14 protein-coding genes, 1 pseudogene and 1 riboswitch are annotated in these 18,019 nt (G+C 74.7%); of the genes and pseudogenes, 10 read left to right on the forward strand and 5 right to left on the reverse strand.

The genetic code is table 11. The annotated features are described in order from the left end of the window. The first annotated feature begins 14 nt into the window (after positions 1-14). The 4 genes from IE98_RS0132440 to IE98_RS0132455 all read left to right on the forward strand — a co-directional run bounded on the left by IE98_RS0132440 (position 15) and on the right by IE98_RS0132455 (position 6,064). Positions 15-716 carry a hypothetical protein gene (locus IE98_RS0132440; RefSeq protein WP_030275227.1) on the forward strand — a complete coding sequence of 234 codons (702 nt, stop codon included), beginning with the start codon at positions 15-17 and terminating at the stop codon, positions 714-716. A gap of 491 nt (positions 717-1,207) precedes the next feature. Continuing rightward, positions 1,208-1,358, forward strand: a riboswitch (cyclic di-AMP (ydaO/yuaA leader). A gap of 1 nt (position 1,359) precedes the next feature. Continuing rightward, the gene (locus IE98_RS0132445) at positions 1,360-2,493 is read left to right on the forward strand and encodes a transglycosylase family protein (protein WP_030275228.1); all 1,134 of its coding nucleotides are present in this window, start codon (positions 1,360-1,362) and stop codon (positions 2,491-2,493) included. Positions 2,494-3,076: 583 nt separating this feature from the next. Further along, positions 3,077-4,291, forward strand: a complete 1,215-nt coding sequence (locus IE98_RS0132450; protein WP_030275230.1) for a glycoside hydrolase family 6 protein — start codon at positions 3,077-3,079, stop codon at positions 4,289-4,291. 402 nt (positions 4,292-4,693) lie between these two features. Then, on the forward strand, positions 4,694-6,064 hold the full coding sequence (locus IE98_RS0132455) for an endo-1,4-beta-xylanase (RefSeq protein WP_030275231.1): 1,371 nt from the start codon (positions 4,694-4,696) through the stop codon (positions 6,062-6,064). 539 nt (positions 6,065-6,603) lie between these two features. On the opposite strand, the gene IE98_RS0132460 is transcribed toward IE98_RS0132455, so the two are convergent. Further along, a complete protein-coding gene (locus IE98_RS0132460; protein ID WP_030275233.1) occupies positions 6,604-7,044 on the reverse strand; it encodes a GNAT family N-acetyltransferase in 441 nt (146 codons plus the stop codon). A 315-nt stretch (positions 7,045-7,359) separates the two neighbouring features. Between IE98_RS0132460 and IE98_RS0132465 the strand changes: the two genes are divergently transcribed. Next, positions 7,360-8,058 (forward strand): DUF1062 domain-containing protein, encoded by a 699-nt coding sequence (locus IE98_RS0132465; RefSeq protein WP_052391273.1) that lies wholly within the window; start codon positions 7,360-7,362, stop codon positions 8,056-8,058. 215 nt (positions 8,059-8,273) lie between these two features. Here the strand turns inward: IE98_RS0132465 and IE98_RS0132475 are convergent, their stop codons facing one another. Beyond that, a complete protein-coding gene (locus IE98_RS0132475; RefSeq protein WP_030275236.1) occupies positions 8,274-10,109 on the reverse strand; it encodes a cellulase family glycosylhydrolase in 1,836 nt (611 codons plus the stop codon). Between the two features lie 536 nt (positions 10,110-10,645). Between IE98_RS0132475 and IE98_RS0132480 the strand changes: the two genes are divergently transcribed. The 4 genes and pseudogenes from IE98_RS0132480 to IE98_RS0132495 all read left to right on the forward strand — a co-directional run bounded on the left by IE98_RS0132480 (position 10,646) and on the right by IE98_RS0132495 (position 14,348). Continuing rightward, on the forward strand, positions 10,646-11,320 hold the full coding sequence (locus IE98_RS0132480) for a transcriptional regulator (RefSeq protein ID WP_030275237.1): 675 nt from the start codon (positions 10,646-10,648) through the stop codon (positions 11,318-11,320). Between the two features lie 45 nt (positions 11,321-11,365). Continuing rightward, positions 11,366-12,042: pseudogene (locus IE98_RS43450) on the forward strand (DUF6629 family protein). 18 nt (positions 12,043-12,060) lie between these two features. Beyond that, complete coding sequence (gene hemC, locus IE98_RS0132490; RefSeq protein WP_030275239.1) at positions 12,061-12,990, forward strand: hydroxymethylbilane synthase; 930 nt, start codon at positions 12,061-12,063, stop codon at positions 12,988-12,990. A 143-nt stretch (positions 12,991-13,133) separates the two neighbouring features. Beyond that, entirely contained in the window at positions 13,134-14,348 is a 1,215-nt protein-coding gene (locus IE98_RS0132495) for a saccharopine dehydrogenase family protein (protein WP_030275241.1), read from the forward strand. A gap of 76 nt (positions 14,349-14,424) precedes the next feature. Here the strand turns inward: IE98_RS0132495 and IE98_RS0132500 are convergent, their stop codons facing one another. After that, positions 14,425-15,792, reverse strand: coding sequence for a histidine-type phosphatase (locus IE98_RS0132500; RefSeq protein WP_030275243.1), 1,368 nt, complete (start codon positions 15,790-15,792; stop codon positions 14,425-14,427). Positions 15,793-15,998: 206 nt separating this feature from the next. Continuing rightward, positions 15,999-16,490, reverse strand: a complete 492-nt coding sequence (locus IE98_RS0132505) for a DUF1877 family protein (RefSeq protein WP_030275245.1) — start codon at positions 16,488-16,490, stop codon at positions 15,999-16,001. A gap of 290 nt (positions 16,491-16,780) precedes the next feature. Between IE98_RS0132505 and IE98_RS0132510 the strand changes: the two genes are divergently transcribed. Continuing rightward, positions 16,781-17,707, forward strand: a complete 927-nt coding sequence (locus IE98_RS0132510; protein ID WP_030275247.1) for an ABC transporter substrate-binding protein — start codon at positions 16,781-16,783, stop codon at positions 17,705-17,707. Between the two features lie 75 nt (positions 17,708-17,782). Here IE98_RS0132510 and IE98_RS49645 read toward each other — a convergent pair whose 3' ends face one another. Next, the gene (locus IE98_RS49645) at positions 17,783-17,953 is read right to left on the reverse strand and encodes an SAM-dependent methyltransferase (protein ID WP_159401146.1); all 171 of its coding nucleotides are present in this window, start codon (positions 17,951-17,953) and stop codon (positions 17,783-17,785) included. Positions 17,954-18,019 lie beyond the last annotated feature (66 nt).

An 18,019-nucleotide genomic window follows, 5' to 3' on the forward strand; every position in this document is an offset into this window, starting at 1 on the left:
GCCACCATGCGGGCATGACCGTCATCGTCTCCGTGGCGGGCGCCGGTTGCGGCTGCGCGCCGCGCCGCGCCTGGTCCGCCGCGCCCGCGCCCGCGTGGGCGGCCGCCGCCGGGACCGCCCTCGCCCGCTGGCCCGAGCCCGACGGCACCGAGTCCCCCTACGACGGGGCGGGTGTCGTGCCGACCGACCGGACGCCGGCGGCCGGCGAGGAGCGGATGCTCGGCCTGGACGGCCCGCTGCTCGTCGACGGCGCGTTCTGGTGCCTGTTCACCCCGGCCGCCACGGCGGTCAACGGGGTGCCCGACCACCCGGACGAACTCCCCGGGCACGCGCTGGTCCGCTGCACCCCGCTGGCGGTGGCGGACGCCCGCCCGGGCGGGGCCTGGGTGCGCGTCACGGTCGAGGAGGTGGTGCGGCTGACGGAGGTGCGGGAGCGCTGGGCGCCGTCCGCGGCCGGTTCGCTCGCGGGGCTGTTCCCGCCGGAGGGCGCCCGGGTCGACCGCAGCAGCGTCCGGTGCGGTGCGCTGCGGTACGTGGAGTGGTCCGCCCAGGGCGACCTGGGCCGCCGGGCGGTGATCCGGGAGGCCGACGGCCGCTCGGTGCTGCTGATGTACGGCGAGTGGTCCTTCGACGAGGAGGATGTCGCCTTCGGCCACCGGCCGCTGAGTGCGGCGGAGGCCGCGGCGGTGCGGGCCTGCTGGCCCGCGGAGGGCTGAGCGGACGGGCGCCGCGGGGCACCCGTTCCGACACGAACGGGCAGCCGCCGCGGGCGCCCGGCGGGTCCGAACCTTCCGTTCCGGCCCGCACCGGGCCCTCGGTTCGTGCCGTGATCGTCCCGGCGGGGCGCGGCCACGGACCCGACGGGGCCGCATGCGCACAATTCCGGCCGACTTCGCCGCCCCGCCGCACGGAAATTCCACCGGGAATTTCCACGGGGATTTCCACGAAATTCGTCCGATCCGCACCGTCGCGGACACGACAGGGCACTCTCCATCCCCCGCGACCTGCGGCGCCGCCCCGGCCTGCGGTGGCGCGGCGGACGGCGCACGGCCGAAATGCACGCATGCGGCGCCAAGACACTCGTGATGATTGTGTGATGTTCGGGATGCTGGCTTGTTATCGCAGTGATGATCCCTCTAATGTCCACCTCAGCCCGACAGCACGGGCGCCCGAGGCGCGGCACGCCGAACCCTGCCCACCGCGTCGACCGGGTCACCGACCAGACCCTGGGCAGGGACGGGGGACCCAGTTTCGACGCCGTCCCCACACGGCTAGGGGTGAAGCCGCCTCAGCGCGGCCGGGCCACCTCCCGGTCCGAACCCGACAGCTCACCTCGCAGGCGTGCGGAGAGGGAACTCGATGGGTTTCATCGGCTCGGGCCGTCACCGCCGCCCCACCCAGACCGAGCGCGCCGTCGCGGCCGCCGGTGTCGCAGGTGCGGGTCTGGCGATCCCGCTGCTCACCGCGACGGGCGCCCACGCCGCCCCGGCCACCACCTGGGACGCGGTCGCCCAGTGCGCCAGCGCGGGCAACTGGAGCAAGGCCGTCGGCAACGGCGAGTACGGCGGCCTCCAGCTCGATCTGCGCACCTGGGTCGCCTACGGCGGCGACAAGTTCGCCTCCACGCCCGACCGGGCCTCCAAGGAGGAGCAGATCACCGTCGCCGAGCGCGTCCTGGAGGACCGCGGCGCCAAGGCCTGGGGCAACTGCGGCACGTCCGCGGGCCTCACCGGCGAGGGCAAGCCGGAGACCGTCGCCCAGAACGCCCACGGCGACCAGAACGCCCAGGGCGACCAGGGCTCGACGGCGCAGACCGACCGGGGCGCCTCCGCGCCGGTCTTCTCGGGCATGCAGGGCCTCGACGCCAGCGGCGTCTACTGGTACCTGGTGGACGGTCAGTGGTACTGGACGACCAGCCAGGAGATCTACGACTACTACACCGGCCCGGCGGCCCCGCCCGCCCACGGCCAGGCCACCGCCCCGGGTCAGAGCACCGCCCCGGGCCAGGCGACCGACGCTCCGACCCTGCCGACCGCCCCCGGCACCACCGCACCGACGCTCCCGGGCGGCACCACGACCCCGGCGCCGGGCACCACCACCGCCCCCGGTGCCACCGCGCCCGTCACCACGGCGCCGGTCACCACGCCCCCGGTCATCGACCCGATCACCGGCCTCCCGGTCGCCCCCGACCAGACCACGGCGCCGACCACCGCGCCGACCACCGCCACGACGGGCGAGAACCAGTCCGCGACGGCCACCGCCACCGACCCGGCCGCGCCGACGGCCCCGGCCACGGCCACCCCGGCGCCGCAGCAGACCACCGCACCCGCCGCCCAGCCCGACACCTACACGGTGACGGCCGGCGACACACTCTCCGACATCTCCGACAAGAACAAGCTCGGTGGCTGGAAGCAGGTCTACGACGGCAACGAGGGCACCATCGGCCAGGACCCGAACCTCATCAAGCCGGGCCAGGTGCTGAAGATCAAGTAGTCGCGGCACCGCACGCGCACGGACGCCGGCGGCCCCGGGACACTCCCGGGACCGCCGGCGTCCTGCCGTTCCGACCCGCGTGCGCAGCGGCGTCAGACCCGGCCGGTGCCGGCGCCCGCGGCGTCCACGGCCGCCACCATGTCCCCGGCGGCGACGGGCGGCGGCAGGCCTGCGCGACACCGCGCGGCGGACGGAGGCGGGCCCGGACGATCCGCACGAGTGGGGGCGGCCCCGGAGGAGCACCTCGGCGTTCACACCGGTGAACACCGGCCGCCTCCACGGCCGGAACCGCAGGTGTGGACCTGACGCCCCGCCAATGCCTCCGACAAGCCGGGATCCGGCCGGATCACCACCCGGCGCGGATCACCGGACACCGGCGGGGAGTTCGGTGGAGTGAACGGTGGGAGGCCGTCGCCACCGTACCGCGGCGGAGTCCCGCCACCGGACCCAACCGCCCTTCCTGCGCAGAGCCTTGACGCCGCGGACGGCTCCGGCTAGAACTTCCTTCGCGCTTGGGAGCGCTCCCACGAGCGGCCCGCACCCTCGCCCTGCGCAGCCCGTACGCCAGCCCTAGGAGCCGCACGTGTCCCGCCCACGCCGTCGAATCGCGGCCGCGAGCGCCGCCGTCGCCGCCGCAGCGGTCTGCTGCCTGCCCGCCACCGCCTCCGCCGCCCCGGGGGCCGGCCAGGCCACGGGCCGGGCGCCCGGACCCGGCACCAGCTTCTACGTCGACCTCGACAGCAAGGCCCTGCACCAGGCCGCCGCCGACCTCCGGGCGGGCGACCCGCGCAACGCGCTCGCCATGGCGAAGCTCGGCTCGTACCCGGTGGCCCGGTGGTTCAACGGCACCGCGACGCCTCAGGAGACCACCGCCGCGATGGCGCGGCTCCAGTCCGAGGCCGCCCGGCAGCGCCAGACCCCCGTGGTGGTGGCGTACAACGTGCCCGGCCGGGACTGCTCGCAGTACTCCGCCGGCGGCGCCTCCAACTCCACCGAGTACGCGGCCTGGGTCGACGGCCTCGCCCGCGGCATCGGGGACCGCCGCACGGTGGTGATCCTGGAGCCGGACGGCCTCGCCCTCAGCCCGGCCTACTGCGGCGGCACCGCGCAGCAGCAGGCCGACCGGCTGGCCGAGATCAACGGCGCCGTCGACCGGCTCGCCCGGCAGCCGCGGGCGGCGGTCTACCTGGACGCCGGCCACAGCGCGTGGCAGTCCACCGGCACCATGGCGGACCTGCTGGTGCGCGGCGGCGTCGAGCGCGCCCAGGGCTTCTTCCTCAACGTCTCCAACTACCAGCGCGATGCCGACCTGGTCCGCTACGGCACCCAGATCGCCAAGTGCACCTGGTACCTGACGCACACGCCCGGTGCGGTGGCCGACGACTGCGCGAACCAGTACTGGCCGCAGGCCGACGCGGACTCCTGGTACACCGCGCACGTGCCCGCCGACGCGAAGCTGCCGCACTTCGTGGTCGACAGCAGCCGCAACGGCCAGGGCCCGTGGGCGCCGACCGCGACCTACCCGGACCCGCAGACCTGGTGCAACCCGCCGGGCCGCGGCCTCGGCACCCGGCCCACCGCCGACACCGGGACGCCGCTGCTGGACGCCTTCCTCTGGGTCAAGGTGCCCGGCGAGTCCGACGGCAGCTGCACCCGCGGCACCACCGGCGGCACCGACCCCGAGTACGGCGCCGCCGACCCGGCCGCCGGCGCGTGGTGGCCCGCCCAGGCCCACGCCCTGGCCGCCGCCGCCTCCCCCGCCCTGACCTTCAACCTGCCGGCCGGCACGCACCGCTGACCATCCCCCACAGGCGGCCCGGACCCCACCCACCGGGCCGCCCGCCGGGCGCCGCACGCCCACAGCACCCCTGCGGCGCCCGGCCCTTCTGCATGCCCACACAGGGGCGAAAGTTTTCGCCACAGTGCAGCCGGAAGTGTCCAGAGCCGGCCATGCGCCACGACCAGACAGTCCGTCAGAGTCGTTTAAATCTTGCCACCACGCCTCCCGGGCGCTGCGAGAAACTTTCGGCAATGACTTCGAAACTCAGTATTGACCCGCGTTCGACAACACCGACATACTCATCGGCGATCGACCTCCCGCCGCTGGCCGCGTGGCGGACGCACAGCACCGCAACAGGTCCCACCCAGCCTGTCCGGACGGGCCCCACGGCCGTCCGGCCGACGGAAGAAGAGGTTGTCGATGATCCACCGCTCCCCCGGTGCCCCGGGGCTGCTCCGCCGCGTGCTGCTGGCCGGCACGGCCGGTGTGCTCGCCGCGGCCGGTCTGGCCGGGGCGGCCGGCACCGCCGACGCGGCGAGCACGCTCGGCGCGTCCGCCGCCGCCAAGGGCCGCTACTTCGGCACCGCCGTGGCCGCCAACCACCTCGGCGAGTCCGCCTACGCGAGCACGCTGGACACCGAGTTCACCGCGGTCACCCCCGAGAACGAGATGAAGTGGGACGCCGTCGAGGCCACCCGCAACTCGTTCAACTTCTCGTCCGCCGACCAGATCGTCGCCCACGCACAGGGCAAGAACATGAAGGTCCGCGGCCACACCCTGGTCTGGTACTCGCAGCTGCCCGGCTGGGTCGGCGGCCTGTCCGCCACCGACCTGCGCACCGCGATGAACAACCACATCACCCAGGTGATGACGCACTACAAGGGCAAGATCTACGCCTGGGACGTCGTCAACGAGGCCTTCCAGGACGGCAGCAGCGGCGCCCGGCGCAGCTCGCCCTTCCAGGACAAGCTCGGCAGCGGCTACATCGAGGAGGCGTTCCGCACCGCCCGCTCCGTCGACCCCAACGCCAAGCTCTGCTACAACGACTACAACACCGACGGGCAGAACGCGAAGAGCAACGCGGTCTACGCGATGGTGAAGGACTTCAAGCAGCGCGGCGTGCCGATCGACTGCGTGGGCTTCCAGTCGCACTTCAACAGCGCCTCGCCGGTGCCGAGCGACTACAAGGCCAACCTGCAGCGCTTCGCCGACCTCGGCGTGGACGTGCAGATCACCGAACTCGACATCGAGGGCTCCGGCTCGGCGCAGGCCACCAGCTACACCAACGTGGTCGACGCCTGTCTGGCCGTCAGCCGCTGCACCGGCATCACGGTGTGGGGCATCACCGACAAGTACTCGTGGCGCAGCAGCGGCACCCCGCTGCTCTTCGACGGCAACTACGGCAAGAAGGCGGCGTACACCGCGGTGCTGACCGCCCTCGGCGGTTCGGGGTCCGGCGGGGGCGGCGGCGGGGGCGGCGGCACGGCCTCCTGCACGGCCGCCTACAGCCTCACCCAGAGCTGGAACGGCGGCTTCAACGGGCAGGTGACGGTGACGGCGGGCAGTACCGCGATCACCGGCTGGACGGTCACGGTGACCGTCACCGCGCCGCAGAAGGTCTCCGCCACCTGGAACGGCACGCCGAGCTGGGACAGCAGCGGCAACGTCATGACGATGAAGCCCAACGGCAACGGCGCCCTGGCCGCCGGGGCCTCCACCAGCTTCGGCTTCACGGTGACCTCCAACGGCACCACCACCGCCCCCAAGGTGGGTGCCTGCACGGCGGGTTGATCCCCCGGCCCGGCACGGCGGACGGCACGGCGGCTTCCCGGCCGCCGTGCCGTTCCGCGTCCGGGCGTGCCCGCCCGGTCGTGGGCAGTGCCCACCGTGTGTCCGTGCGGCAGGGTACGTTCCGGCGGATAGACGCGACCGTCACGGTCGGCTTCCCCGAAGGCGAGACCCTCCGGCGCAGGCTGTGGGTGCCGCTCCGCCCCGACCTGGCGGTCGGCGGCCCGTGCCCTGCCGGCCGGCCCCGCAGGACCACCGGTCGGCGTTCGGCATCACTGCGCTCAACCGCGCCGGCCCGTGGGGCGTGGAGACCCGTGCCTCGAAGTCGATCCCGAGTTCCCCGGTGTCAGAGAGATCGAGCAGCTGCCCGGCGACTCGCAGCGCCTCCGCGACATCCGTCGTCCTCAGCACCGCTTGCGCGTACGAATTGCTCATGCCGGGCAGTCTGCCGAGTCGCCCGCCGGTGGACGATCGAACATCCGGGCGGCCTCCGGCTCCGGACCGGCCACGACCCGGCAGCACACGGCGGTCGAAGAACGGGCTCAGGGCAGGCGCAGCGTGAGGAAGGGCACGGTGTCGCCGGGCAGCAGGTACTCCTCGACCTGGACGAAGCCCCGGGCGAGGGCGAAGGCGAGGCCCTCGGTGTTGGAGGCCAGGACGATCGTCTCGATCCGCTCGGCGCCGGTCGCGCGGGCCCGTTCGAGGCACCGGTGGTGGATCGCCGTCCCGATGCCCCGGCCGCGGTGCTCCGGCAGGACCCGGGCGATGACGGTCGCGGCCGGCTCCTCGGCGGTCGGCGGGCGGACGGTCGAGCAGCCCACGGGTTCGCCGTCGAGGTGCGCGACCTCCAGGAGGTAGCGGCCCGCGTTCCGCCGCACGTCGTCGGGCGAGAGCGGCGCGGTCGGGATGATCACGTTGTGGACGTGCCGCCAGGCCTCCAGCGAGGCCTCGTCGTCCACCGGCCGGATGTGCAGATCGTTCATGGCGGCAGCCAAGCGCCGTCCCTGCACCCCGTCAACTCCGTTTCCCGGCAGTGGAGCCGGGCTCGCCCACCCCGGGACGGCCCCCGGTCCCGTCGGGGGAAAACGGGTTGCCCGCGGGGTGCGGCCTCCTTCATGATCGCCCGCATGTACATGTAACGGCTGCCACCTAGCAACGACCGACCTGTCGCGCGGTCGACCCCCGGCCCGACCACTCGGCCCCGGGTCGATGACCCGCGCCCTCGTGTGCACCCGTTCATGTCCCAGGAGCCGCGGCCCGGCCGCGAGCGCTCCTGGCGAGCCCTGAAAGCAACCATCATGCATACCGACCGCAAGGCCCTGTGGGCCGTGCGTCAGTCCGCCCTGCCCGCCGCCGTCCGGGCCTGCCCGGACTGTCCCGGGACGCGGCACCGCGCCTCGGGCCGGATCCGCGTCAACGCGAGCGGCAAGCTCCTCGACGTCTGGCTGCTGCTGATCTGCGCGACCTGCGACCGGACCTCGAAGGTGCCCGTCCACGAACGCGTCCACGTCTCGTCGCTGGAGCCGTCCCGGCTGGTGGCGTACGAGAACAACGACCCGGCCGTGGTCCGCGAGCTGACGACGAACGCCTCGCTCGCGGCGAAGAACGGGTACCGGCTCGACTGGGCCGGCACCTGGACGCTGGAGGCGCGCACGCCGCTCCACGCACTCGACGGCCCGATACCGCTCACCGTGCACGTGGGCTTCGAACTGCCGGTGCCGGTCCGGGTCGAGCGACTCCTGATGCTCGGACTCGGTCTCAGCCGCACGGCCGTCCGACGCATGGTCGGCGACGGGCGGATCCGCGTGCCGCTGGCCCTGGACGCCAAGGCGCACCGGGACTTCGAACTCACCGTCCACGGGGGCGCAGCCGCCGGCACCGCACCGGACGCGGATCCCGCGGAGCCGGCCGGCACCCCGAGCGGTGTGCGCGGCGGAGTCGGCCACGGCGCACGGCAGGCCGCGCCGCGGCCCTGGCCGCACTCGGCGACGGCGTGACCGCGGTCGTGCACCGGAACCGGATCGACGCACCGGCCCGCCGGTCCTCCGCGACCGGCCCGGCGGGCGGCGCGAGCGGGCGGCCGCCGGGCTGATCCCTGCACGCCCGCCCGTGCGGGCATGGGGTGACACCGCCGTCCGGGAGTGCGGGCTCCCGGGCGGCGGTGTCGTGGCCGGGCGCGGAACGGGGGTCAGGTCACCGTCCGCGCCGCGGGTCAGGAGGTGGCGGTGCAGGTCGGGACGGCGGTGGCGACGGCCCCGCTGTCGGTGCGGGTGGCCTGGACGCCGAAGGTGGTGGAGCCGGCCGGGGCGATCACACCGTTGTAGGCGAGGTTGGCGGCGCTGACGGTCTGTCCGCTCTGCTGGACGTCGGCGCTCCAGCTGCTGGTGACCTTGAGGCCGGTGGGCCACTGCCAGACGACCTTCCAGCCCTTGGTCGGAGCCGTGCCGGTGTTGGTGACGGTCACGTTGGCGGTCAGGCCCGCACCCCAGTCGTTCAGGGTGAGCGCCGCGCTGCAGCCGCCGTTGCCGCCGGAGCCGGCCGTGGTGGCGGTGACGGCGGTCGAGGCGGCGGAGACGTTCCCGGCCGCGTCCTTGGCCCGCACGGTGTAGCTGTAGGCGGTGGCCGCGGTCAGTCCGGCATCGGTGTAGGAGGTGGTGGTGCTGCTGCCGACCTTGGCGCCGCCGCGGTAGACGTCGTAGCCGGTCACGCCGGTGTTGTCGGTGGCGGCCGTCCAGGAGAGCGAGGCGCTGTTCGCCGTGGTGCCGGTGACGGCGAGGCCGCCCGGCACGGTCGGTGCGGTGGTGTCGCCGCCTCCGCCCCCGCCACCGGTGCCGCCGAAGCCGGGCGCCTTGATGTCGGCGAGGTAGCCGTCCTTGACGGTGTTGACCGTCGTCCAGTCGTCGTTCAGGATGCCGCCGGTGTCACCGGAGTTGGGGTTCCACGACCAGAACGTCCAGCTGAAGCTGTCGGCACCGTACTGGGCGGTGGGCCGCAGGTACTGCACCAGGGCCTTCAGCCACTGCTGGTCGACCGTGGACTGCAGGGTGGTGCCGAACTCGCCGACCCAGACCGGGGCGATGTTCTGCTTGAAGAGGTAGCCCCAGTTCTTGTCCCAGACCGCCGGCATGTTGGCCGGGAAGGTCGGGTCGGAGAACCACGGCTGCTGCGCCACGCTGGTCGCGTAGTCGTGGGCCGAGTACACCACCCGGTTGGGTACGCTGAGTTGCACGGGGTACTGGCCCGCGCCCTGCAGGTTGCCGCCCCACCAGTTGGAGCTGCCGTTGAAGGTCTGCACGCCCTCGACGAAGATCAGCAGCTTGGAGTTGGCGGAGAGCACCGCCTCGCCGCCGCGCTGGGCGGCCAGCCGCCAGTCGGTGGCGGTGTCGCCGCAGCCCCAGCAGGCCGGGTCGTGCGGCTCGTTGTGCAGGTCGATGCCGACCACGGCGGCGTTTCCGGCGTACCGCGCGGCGATCGACTTGAGGTTGGCGAGCCAGGTCGACTCCGGGACGGCGGCGGTGTACCAGAGCGCCGACTGCCCGCCGGAGTCGGGACGGTGGCGGTCGAGGATCACCTTGAGGCCGACCGAGCCGGCGTAGTTGACCAGCTTGTCCATCACCTGCAGGGAGTTGAGGCCGACCAGATCGGCGTTCATGCCGCCGGAGGTGTTGATGCCGGCGGGCTGGGTGCCCTTGAAGATGTCGTCGCTGTACGGCATCCGGATGGTGTTGTAGCCGAGCGACCTCATCTGGTCGATCATGCTCTTGTAGTCGCGGCTCCACAGGCCGTGCGCCACGTAGTTGCCGGTCTCGAAGCCGAACCAGTTGATGCCGGCGATCCGGACGGGCTGGCCGGCCTCGTCCAGGATCTGCCGGCCGCTGGTGTGCCAGTACCCGGCACCCGCGGCGGCGGTGGCGGCCGGTGCCGCGGGGGTGTCGGCATGCGCGGCCTGCAGGCCGGTCGGGGCGACGACGACCGCCGTGGCCGCGGCGAGTGCTGCGGCACCGCGGCCGAGCCGGCGGGTGAGGCGCCGGCGCAGCTGAAGGCGCATGGGTCTCGTTCCTCTCTGGAGGCTGTCGGGTGCCGCCGCCGGGGGAAGGTGGCGGGCGGGCGCCCGGCGGGTGGGGGCGTTCCGTGGTACGAGAGTGCCGATGCCGGCGTCCTCGGCCGCGGAAGCGTTGCGGCAGAGCAGTGCGGGAGCGCTCCCACGACCAGGGCGGCAGTGCGCCGGAATCGCCCTCATCAAAGCCAGTGGCGGATCACCCGTCAATACGGCCAACAGACTTCAATACTTGAAGGATTGGGCTGAAAACCTCGACGCCGGCCGGAAAAGGCGGGCTGACCAGTACGACTAATGAAGGATCGGAGGCCGGTTGACCCGAAGATCCTGGGAGCGCTCCCAGGATGTGGCGGCTGCGCCGATCGGTCTCCGGGTGCCGCCACGCCGGGCCGGGAACCGCTCGGGCCGCCACCGGCTGCCTAGGCTGGCCGGGGCGGTCGGCCCGCCCGCGGCCTCCGTGTGGGGCGCGGCGGCCCGGGCAGACGGGAGCGCGTCGGGCAGGCCGACGACAGTGGAGGAGGCCGAGCATGAGCCGCAAACCGCGCCAGGTGCTGGAGGACGTCCGGCGGGAGCTCGCCCCCGGCGAGCGGGAGAACCGCCTCGTTCCCGAGATCGCCGCGGGCACCGCCCCGCTGACCGTGCTGTCGGAGCTCGCCGCGCAGCAGTTCCGGATCATCGGGAGCGACCGGCGGAGCCTGCTGGTGCTGGCCGCCCGGTGCGCGGACGACCCCGGCGGCGCCTACTTCGCCGGCCTCGCCGACGGCGAGGCCGAGGCCCTGCGACTGCTGGAGGCCTTCGCCGCCCGCTGCGGGCTCTCGCCCCGCGAGGCGGCGGCGCGCAAACCGCTGCCGGGCTGCCAGGCGTACCCGGCCTACCTGGCCTGGCTCGCGCTGAACGGCGACCCGGCCGGGGTGGTGCTCGCACTCACCGCCAACTTCGCCGCGTGGGGCGGCTACTGCGCGGCCGTGGCGACCGGGCTGCGCCGCCACTACGGCTTCGACGACACCGACTGCGCCTTCTTCGACTTCTTCGCCCGGCCGGCGCCGGCCGCGGAGGACGCCGCGGTGGCGGTGCTGGAGGCACTGGCCCCGGACGGCGGGCGGATCGGTGCGGGCCGCGAGTACGGGCAGTTGCTGCAGGCCTACGAGCTGATGTTCTGGAACACCCTCGCGGACGCACCGGCCCGGCGGCACGGCCGCTGAGGTCTGTTCCCGGCGGCCCCCGGCGGCCCTTCGTGAGGAGACCGGATGTGCTGGAGTGCGGAGGCGGACGCGGCGGCCGGCGCGGTGGTCGCCGGGCTCGGTACGGTCTGCCTGCTGCGGGTGCGCGATCCGCGCCGGGTGCCGCTGGCCGCGCTGCCGCTGCTGCTCGGGTGCACCAGCTGGTGGAGGCCGCGGTCTGGCTCGGCGAGGACGGCCGGATCGGGCCGGGTCCCGCGCAGGCGGCCCGCGCGGTGTGGGCGCTGATCGCCTTGCCGCTGCTGCCGCTGCTGGTCTCCTCCGGGGTGTGGTGCGCGGCGGGGCCCGGCCACCCGCGGCGGCGGCTGGGCGCGCTCGCCGTCCTGGGCGCGGTGGTCGCCGTCCCGCTCGCGGTGGCGGTGCTGCGCCGTCCGGTGTCGGCGGAGGTTCGCCATCACACACTGGCGTACGCCGTCGGGGTGCCCGCGGCGCCGCTGCTGATCGCCGGCTACCTGCTGGCCACCCTCGGGGCGCTGCTGCTCAGCGGGGACGCCGCCCTCCGCCGGCTGGGCCTGGTCCTGGGCGCGGGCGCGCTGGTGTGCGCCCTGGTGTGGCGCCTCGCCTTCGCCTCGACCTGGTGCGCGCCGGCCGCCGCCGCGGCCGTCCTGCTGCTGGGCTGGGCGGGCGGGACGGGTCCGCCGGCGCTGGCCGGCGCGGCGGGCCGTGGTCCGGGCGGGGGTGTCTGACGGCCTATCATCTCCCCCATGGCCGAACCGCTGCGCATCGTCACCCGTTCGTCACCGATGGCCCTCGCCCAGGTCGAGCGCGTCCGCGCCGAACTCGCCGCGCTGCACCCGGGGATCCGGACGGAGGTCGTGCCGGTCACCACCTCCGGCGACCGCTGGACGGGCGACCTGGCCGCGCTCGGCGGCAAGGGCGCCTTCACCAAGGAGGTCGACGCCGCGCTGCTGGCCGGCGAGGCGGACCTGGCGGTGCACTGTCTGAAGGACGTCCCGGCCGACCGGCCGCTGCCGGCGGGCACGGTGTTCGCCGCCCACCTGGCCCGCGACGACATCCGCGACGCCTTGGTGCACCCGGGCGGACTGACCCTGGACGAGCTCCCGGCCGGCACCCGGATCGGCACCTCCTCCGTCCGCCGGGTCGCCCAGTTGGCCGCCTCGCACCCGCAGCTGGTGTGCGTGCCGATGCGCGGCAACGCCAACAGTCGGCTGGCGAAGCTGGACGCCGGTGAGGCGGACGCCCTGCTGCTGGCCGTCTCCGGCCTGGAGCGGATCGGCCTCGCCGACCGGATCAGCGAGGTGCTGGACGTGGCGGCGATGTGCCCGCCGATCGGCGCCGGCATCCTCGTCCTGCAGTGCCGCGAGGACGACACCGCCACGGTCGACACCGTGACCGGCCTCAACGACCCGCGGACGTGGCGCGAGGCGGCCGCGGAGCGGATGTTCCTGCACGTCCTGCAGGGCCACTGCAACGCGCCGATCGCCGGCTACGCGCGGGCCGAGGACGACGGGCGGCTCTCCATGCGCGGCCGGGTGTTCTCGCCGGACGGCAAGCGGGTGCTGGACGCCCACGAGTGGGCCGGTGCGCTCGGCCCCGAGGACCTCGGCACCTCGACCGCCCTCGCTCTCAAGCGTCAGGGCGCCCAGGAGCTCATCGACGGCATCGCGCACTGAGCGCACGGCCGACCGCGGCCGGGCTGTCGGTCCGGGCTCCGGCTCCGGGTTGCGGGTCCGGGCTGCGGGTCCGGGAGCCGTTGACAGTGTCACGACGGGCTCCTAGCGTGGCGCAGTCGATTACTCGCGAGTAGGGACTGTTGATGGCCGCGCCGCGCCCGTACGACCTCGTCCTGTTCGGTGCCACCGGGTTCACCGGCGGGCTCACCGCCGAATACCTGGCCCGGGCCGCGCCCGAGGGCTGCCGCTGGGCGCTCGCCGGACGGGACGGGCGCAGGCTCGCCGCCGTCCGGACGCGGCTGGCGGAGCTCGACCCGCGCTGCGCGGACCTCCCGCTGCTGGTCGCGGACGCCGCGGACCGCGAGGCGCTGAGCGAGGTGGCCGCCTCGACCCGGGTGGTGATCTCCACGGTCGGCCCGTACCTGCGGTACGGCGAGCCGCTGGTGGCCGCCTGCGCGGAGAGCGGCACGGACTACGTGGACCTCACCGGGGAGCCGGAGTTCGTCGACCGGATGTACCTGCGGCACCACGAGCGGGCGGTCGCCAGCGGGGCACGGCTGGTGCACGCCTGCGGCTTCGACTCGGTGCCGCACGACCTCGGCGTGCTGTTCACCGTCGAGGAACTGCTGCGCCGCGGCGGCCCGGCTGCCCGGCTCTCGGTGGAGGGCTTCGTCCGCGCGGGCGGCACGATCTCGGGCGGCACCTTCGCCTCCGCGATGACGGCCTTCTCCCGGCCGCGGGCGATGGCACGGGCCGCCCGGGCGCGCCGCGCGGTCGAGCCGCGGCCGAAGGGGCGGCTGGTCCGCACCCCGGTCGGCCGCCCGCACCGGTCGCGGGCCGCGCGGGCCTGGGCCGTGCCGATGCCGGCGATCGACCCGCAGGTGGTGGCCCGCTCGGCCGCCGCACTGGACGCGTACGGCCCGGACTTCGGCTACGCGCACTACGCGGCGGTGCGGCGGCTGCCGATCGCCCTCGGCGGGATCGCCGCGGTGGCGGCGGTCGCCGTCGCCGCCCAGCTGCCGGTGCTGCGCCGGGCGCTGGGCCGGCTGCGGAGGCCGGGCGAGGGGCCGAGCGCGGAGCAGCGGGCGCGGTCCTGGTTCGCCGTCCGGTTCGTGGCACGCGCGGAGGGCGGCCGGACGGTCTTCACCGAGGTGTCGGGCGGCGACCCGGGCTACCAGGAGACGGCGAAGATGCTCGCCGAGTCGGCGCTCTGCCTGGCGTACGACGACCTGCCGCCGGTGGCGGGGCAGTCGACCACGGCGGTGGCGATGGGCCGGCCGCTGATCGACCGGCTGGTCGCGGCGGGTATCTCCTTCCGGGTGCTGGACGCGCCGCCGACGGCCGCGCCCGGCCGCTGAACGACCGCGGGCCGCTGAACGACCGCACGGCCCGCCCCGGCAGGATGCGGCGGGGAGGGGCCGGCGGATCCGTCCGTCAGGCGCGGCCGTAGCGGCGCTCCAGCTCGCCGAGCTCGTAGAAGTAGCTGCCCGGGGCGACCGGCGTGCAGGACGCCGGGAAGGCGGTCTCCTTCTCGTTGTAGAACATCCGGACGAGGTGGCTCGGTGCGCCCCCGGCCGTGGTGCCCGCGTACAGGTCCCACTGGATGTTGGCGGCCATCGGCGAGACCTCGGCGCCCCGCCAGGGGTTGTTCCGGTGGCTGTAGGGCTCGTCGGCCCGGGCGGGCTCGGTGCTGCCGGGCAGTCCGAGCAGGACGGCGAGCGGCTCGATCTCCTCGGCGTGGGTGAAGCGCAGCACCGCACCGGTGCGGCCGGTGCCGGCGGCCCGGGCCTCGGCCTGCGCGAACAGGTCGGCGAGCAGGACGCCCGCCATCCGGTGGGTGACGGTGCGGCCGCTGAAGCCGGGCCCCTTCTGGTAGAACTCCTCGGCGTCGTCGAGGTAGCCGAACCAGCGGGCGTCGCGGTCGGCGAGGAACGGGGCGAGGTCGACGTCCGGCGCCTCCACGGCGAGGTCCGGCGCGGCGCTGTACAGGGCGTACAGCGAGCGGGCGAAGGCGAGCTGCCGGTCGGCGGCCAGCGCGGCGGCGAAGCCGGCGCGGAAGATGCGGCCGGCGGTGCGCCGGGCGGCCTCGGCGGTGCGCGGCATGCCGTCGACGGCCGCGAGCGCGGCGGCGAGGTCCCGGTCCTCCGCCAGGTACGCCCGGTAGTCGGCGTTCTGCGGCTGCTTGTGGAAGTAGAGCAGGTCCCTGTCGGTGACGGGTGCTCCGATCAGACCGGCCAGTTCGGGCCGGCCGGCCGTCAGGCCCGCGGTGAAGGCGTCGGCGCTGGCGGTCGCGCGGGCCACTCCTGAGGTCTCCACCACGATCGGCTCGCCCGTGGCGGCGATGGTGTCGAACAGTCCGGGCAGCCGCTGCTCCAGCCGCAGGGCGGTCTGCCGGTGCTCCTGCGCGCCGAGGCCGGACAGGTTGCCGTAGCCGATCCCGGCGGCGGCGGCCAGCAGCGCCCGGACCTGCGGGGTGAGCCTGCGGCCGAGGTCGGTCAGGGCGCCGCGTTCCCGGGCCTCGGCCAGGAGCGCGAGCACCGCGTCGCCGTCCTCGCTGCCGGTCATGGCCCGGGAGCCGTGCCGGGCGACGTTCTCGGTGAACACCGCGGTGTAGCCCTGCGGCACCGGCTGGTAGCGGCCCGGCCGCCCCTGCGGGAGGTACGGCGCCCTGGTCCCGTAGGAGCCCCGTCCGGCCCGCGGGCCGACCGGCCGGTCGTGTGCGGACGCGGTGCCCCGGGTCGGCACCACGGCGGCGGCCGGCGGGGTGGCGGTGGCGGCCGTGAACCAGGCAGTGCGCTTCACAACGGGCCCCTTCGACTCGGGTCCCGGCCCTTGGGCCGGGAACCTCCGCGCCTTCGCTTCCGGGCCGGAGCTCCGCCCCACCACCCGGCACGACCGGGACGATCACCGGGTGGACGCCGGCGGTCCGCCCTCCCCTCACCGTGACCCGCCACCCGTCGGCGCGCCAGCGCGCGGCGTCCGTGGCCCTGCCGGATCTGCCGGGCCGGTCACTGGTCGACGGTGAACACCGCGCCCCGCCCGTCGGCGGCGGCGCGGGCGAAGAAGGCGCGCAGTTCGCCGAACCAGTAGTGGGTGTAGCCGAAGTCCTCCTCGTCGCGGGCGCCGTCGTAGTCGGCGGGGTCGAGGGCGAAGAAGTGCTCGCGCAGCCGGGCCTCGTCGATCCCGGCGAGGGCGGCGGCGACGTCGGCGACCTCCTGCGGGGTGGTGAGGACGACGACGTGGTCGTCCCCGTCGTACAGCGGCAGGCCGCCGAGGACGGCGTGCGAGAGCGGGTACGCACCGCCGTCGTACGACAGCGTGCCGTCGGTGAGGCAGCGGTGGATGGCGTCCCAGGCCTTGTCGGTCTCGGCGAGGTGGTCGGTGTCCCAGCCCTCCTCGATCCCTGCGACCTCGGCGAGCACCGCCTCGTCGTCCGCGGCGGCGAGCAGCCGTGCGGCCTGCTCGGCGGTCAGCGCGAAGTGCGCTCCTCGGCAACCCATCGGTCCTCCCCCGTTCGGCACCGGCCTCGGTCGGGGACCGTAGCGCGGGCCACCGACGGCGGCGCGCGTCCTACCACCGGGTAGGGACCCCGGGGTCCGCGGTGGCCCTCGCAGTGGAAGGATGGGCGGTCCGCCCCCGGTGGCGTACCTCGGTCGACCAGGCCGCCTGCCCATCCTGCGGCGGCCTCCGGTGACGGGACCAGGTCCGCGCCGCGTAACCCTGCGGCCTCGGCGGCGTGAGTGCCATCAGTCTTCCTCCGTTCTTCCCTCCCTCAGGAAGCTCCCTCACCATGCACCACTCCTCCCTGCCCCGGCGCGCCCGCGTGCCCGGGCGCACCCTCGCGGCCGCCGGTGCGGCCTGCCTGTTGCTGTCCGGCTGCGCGAGTACGGCCTCACCGGCCTCGGACGGCTCCTCCGACCTGCGCGACCGGGTGCCGAAGGCCGTCCGCAAGGCCGGCGTGCTGCGGATCGGCTCGTACCTCAACTACGCCCCGGTGGACTACAAGGAGGCCGACGGGCGGCCGGCGGGCCTCGACCCGGACCTGGCCGCGGCGGTCGGCAGACTGCTCGGGCTGCGGGTCGAGTTCGTCGACATGCCGTTCGACCGGCTGATCCCGGCCGTGCAGTCCGGGGACGTCCACCTGGCGATGTCCGCGGTGATCGACACCACCGACCGGCAGAACGGCGTCGACGACGCGGGCCGCACCTCCGGGCCGGGCGTCGACTTCGTGGACTACTTCTTCACCAGCACCTCGATCCTGGTGAAGGCCGGCAATCCGGAGCGGATCAACGGCCTGGACAGCCTGTGCGGGCACGCCGTCGCGGTGCAGAAGGGCACCGTGCAGGCCGAGATCGCGACCCGCCAGGCGGGCGCCTGCAGCCGCTACGCCAAGAAGCTGGACGTGCACCAGCTGGCCAACGACGAGCTGGCGCTGGCCGAGGTCGCGGACGGGACGGCGGTGGCGGACCTCAACGACTACCCGGTGGCCCAGTTCAACACCTCGGCGGTGCGCGGCGGACGCTTCGAGCTGACGGGCGACCACATCCAGTCCAGCCCGTACGCGATCACGGTGAACAAGGCGGACACCGAGCTGCGCGCGGCCGTCGCCAAGGCGCTGGACCGGCTGATCCGCAACGGCGAGTACGACCGCATCCTGGAGCGGTGGGACCTGCACACCGGTGCGGTCTCCAGCGCGGTGGTGAACGGCGGCCGCTGAGCCCCGGCCGCGGCGCAGGGGTCCCGGGCGGGCCGGCCCGAACCGGCCCGCCCGGCGCCCTGGAGGTCCTCCCGGTCAGGGCTTGCGCGCGACGCCCGCCCAGTACCGGGCGGCCTTCGGGCCGAGCCAGTGGTCGTACACCCGGGCGGAGTGCGGCAGCGAGGTGTCGATCTCCGGCCGCTCCCGGTCGTCGAGCGGCTGCCCCGCGACGATCGACGTCCCGGTCCCGGCCCGGTGTTCCGTCATGTGTCCCCCGAGGGTCTTCGGCTCACGAACGGTTCGCAGCCCGGCCTCCCGCCCGGGCGCCCGTCC

Origin of the sequence: Streptomyces sp. NRRL B-24484 (assembly GCF_000717715.1) — a bacterium.
In the GTDB taxonomy this organism is placed as follows: domain Bacteria; phylum Actinomycetota; class Actinomycetes; order Streptomycetales; family Streptomycetaceae; genus Kitasatospora.

Bases quoted from the DNA above. Each gene is read 5' to 3' on its own strand.
- IE98_RS49645 (WP_159401146.1), bottom strand. From the start codon at position 17,953: ATGACGGAACACCGGGCCGGGACCGGGACGTCGATCGTCGCGGGGCAG.
- hemC (WP_030275239.1), top strand. From the start codon at position 12,061: ATGGCCGAACCGCTGCGCATCGTCACCCGTTCGTCACCGATGGCCCTC.
- IE98_RS0132510 (WP_030275247.1), top strand. From the start codon at position 16,781: ATGCACCACTCCTCCCTGCCCCGGCGCGCCCGCGTGCCCGGGCGCACC.
- IE98_RS0132505 (WP_030275245.1), bottom strand. From the start codon at position 16,490: ATGGGTTGCCGAGGAGCGCACTTCGCGCTGACCGCCGAGCAGGCCGCA.
- IE98_RS0132465 (WP_052391273.1), top strand. From the start codon at position 7,360: ATGCATACCGACCGCAAGGCCCTGTGGGCCGTGCGTCAGTCCGCCCTG.
- IE98_RS0132480 (WP_030275237.1), top strand. From the start codon at position 10,646: ATGAGCCGCAAACCGCGCCAGGTGCTGGAGGACGTCCGGCGGGAGCTC.
- IE98_RS0132495 (WP_030275241.1), top strand. From the start codon at position 13,134: ATGGCCGCGCCGCGCCCGTACGACCTCGTCCTGTTCGGTGCCACCGGG.
- IE98_RS0132475 (WP_030275236.1), bottom strand. From the start codon at position 10,109: ATGCGCCTTCAGCTGCGCCGGCGCCTCACCCGCCGGCTCGGCCGCGGT.
- IE98_RS0132455 (WP_030275231.1), top strand. From the start codon at position 4,694: ATGATCCACCGCTCCCCCGGTGCCCCGGGGCTGCTCCGCCGCGTGCTG.
- IE98_RS0132440 (WP_030275227.1), top strand. From the start codon at position 15: ATGACCGTCATCGTCTCCGTGGCGGGCGCCGGTTGCGGCTGCGCGCCG.
- IE98_RS0132460 (WP_030275233.1), bottom strand. From the start codon at position 7,044: ATGAACGATCTGCACATCCGGCCGGTGGACGACGAGGCCTCGCTGGAG.
- IE98_RS0132445 (WP_030275228.1), top strand. From the start codon at position 1,360: ATGGGTTTCATCGGCTCGGGCCGTCACCGCCGCCCCACCCAGACCGAG.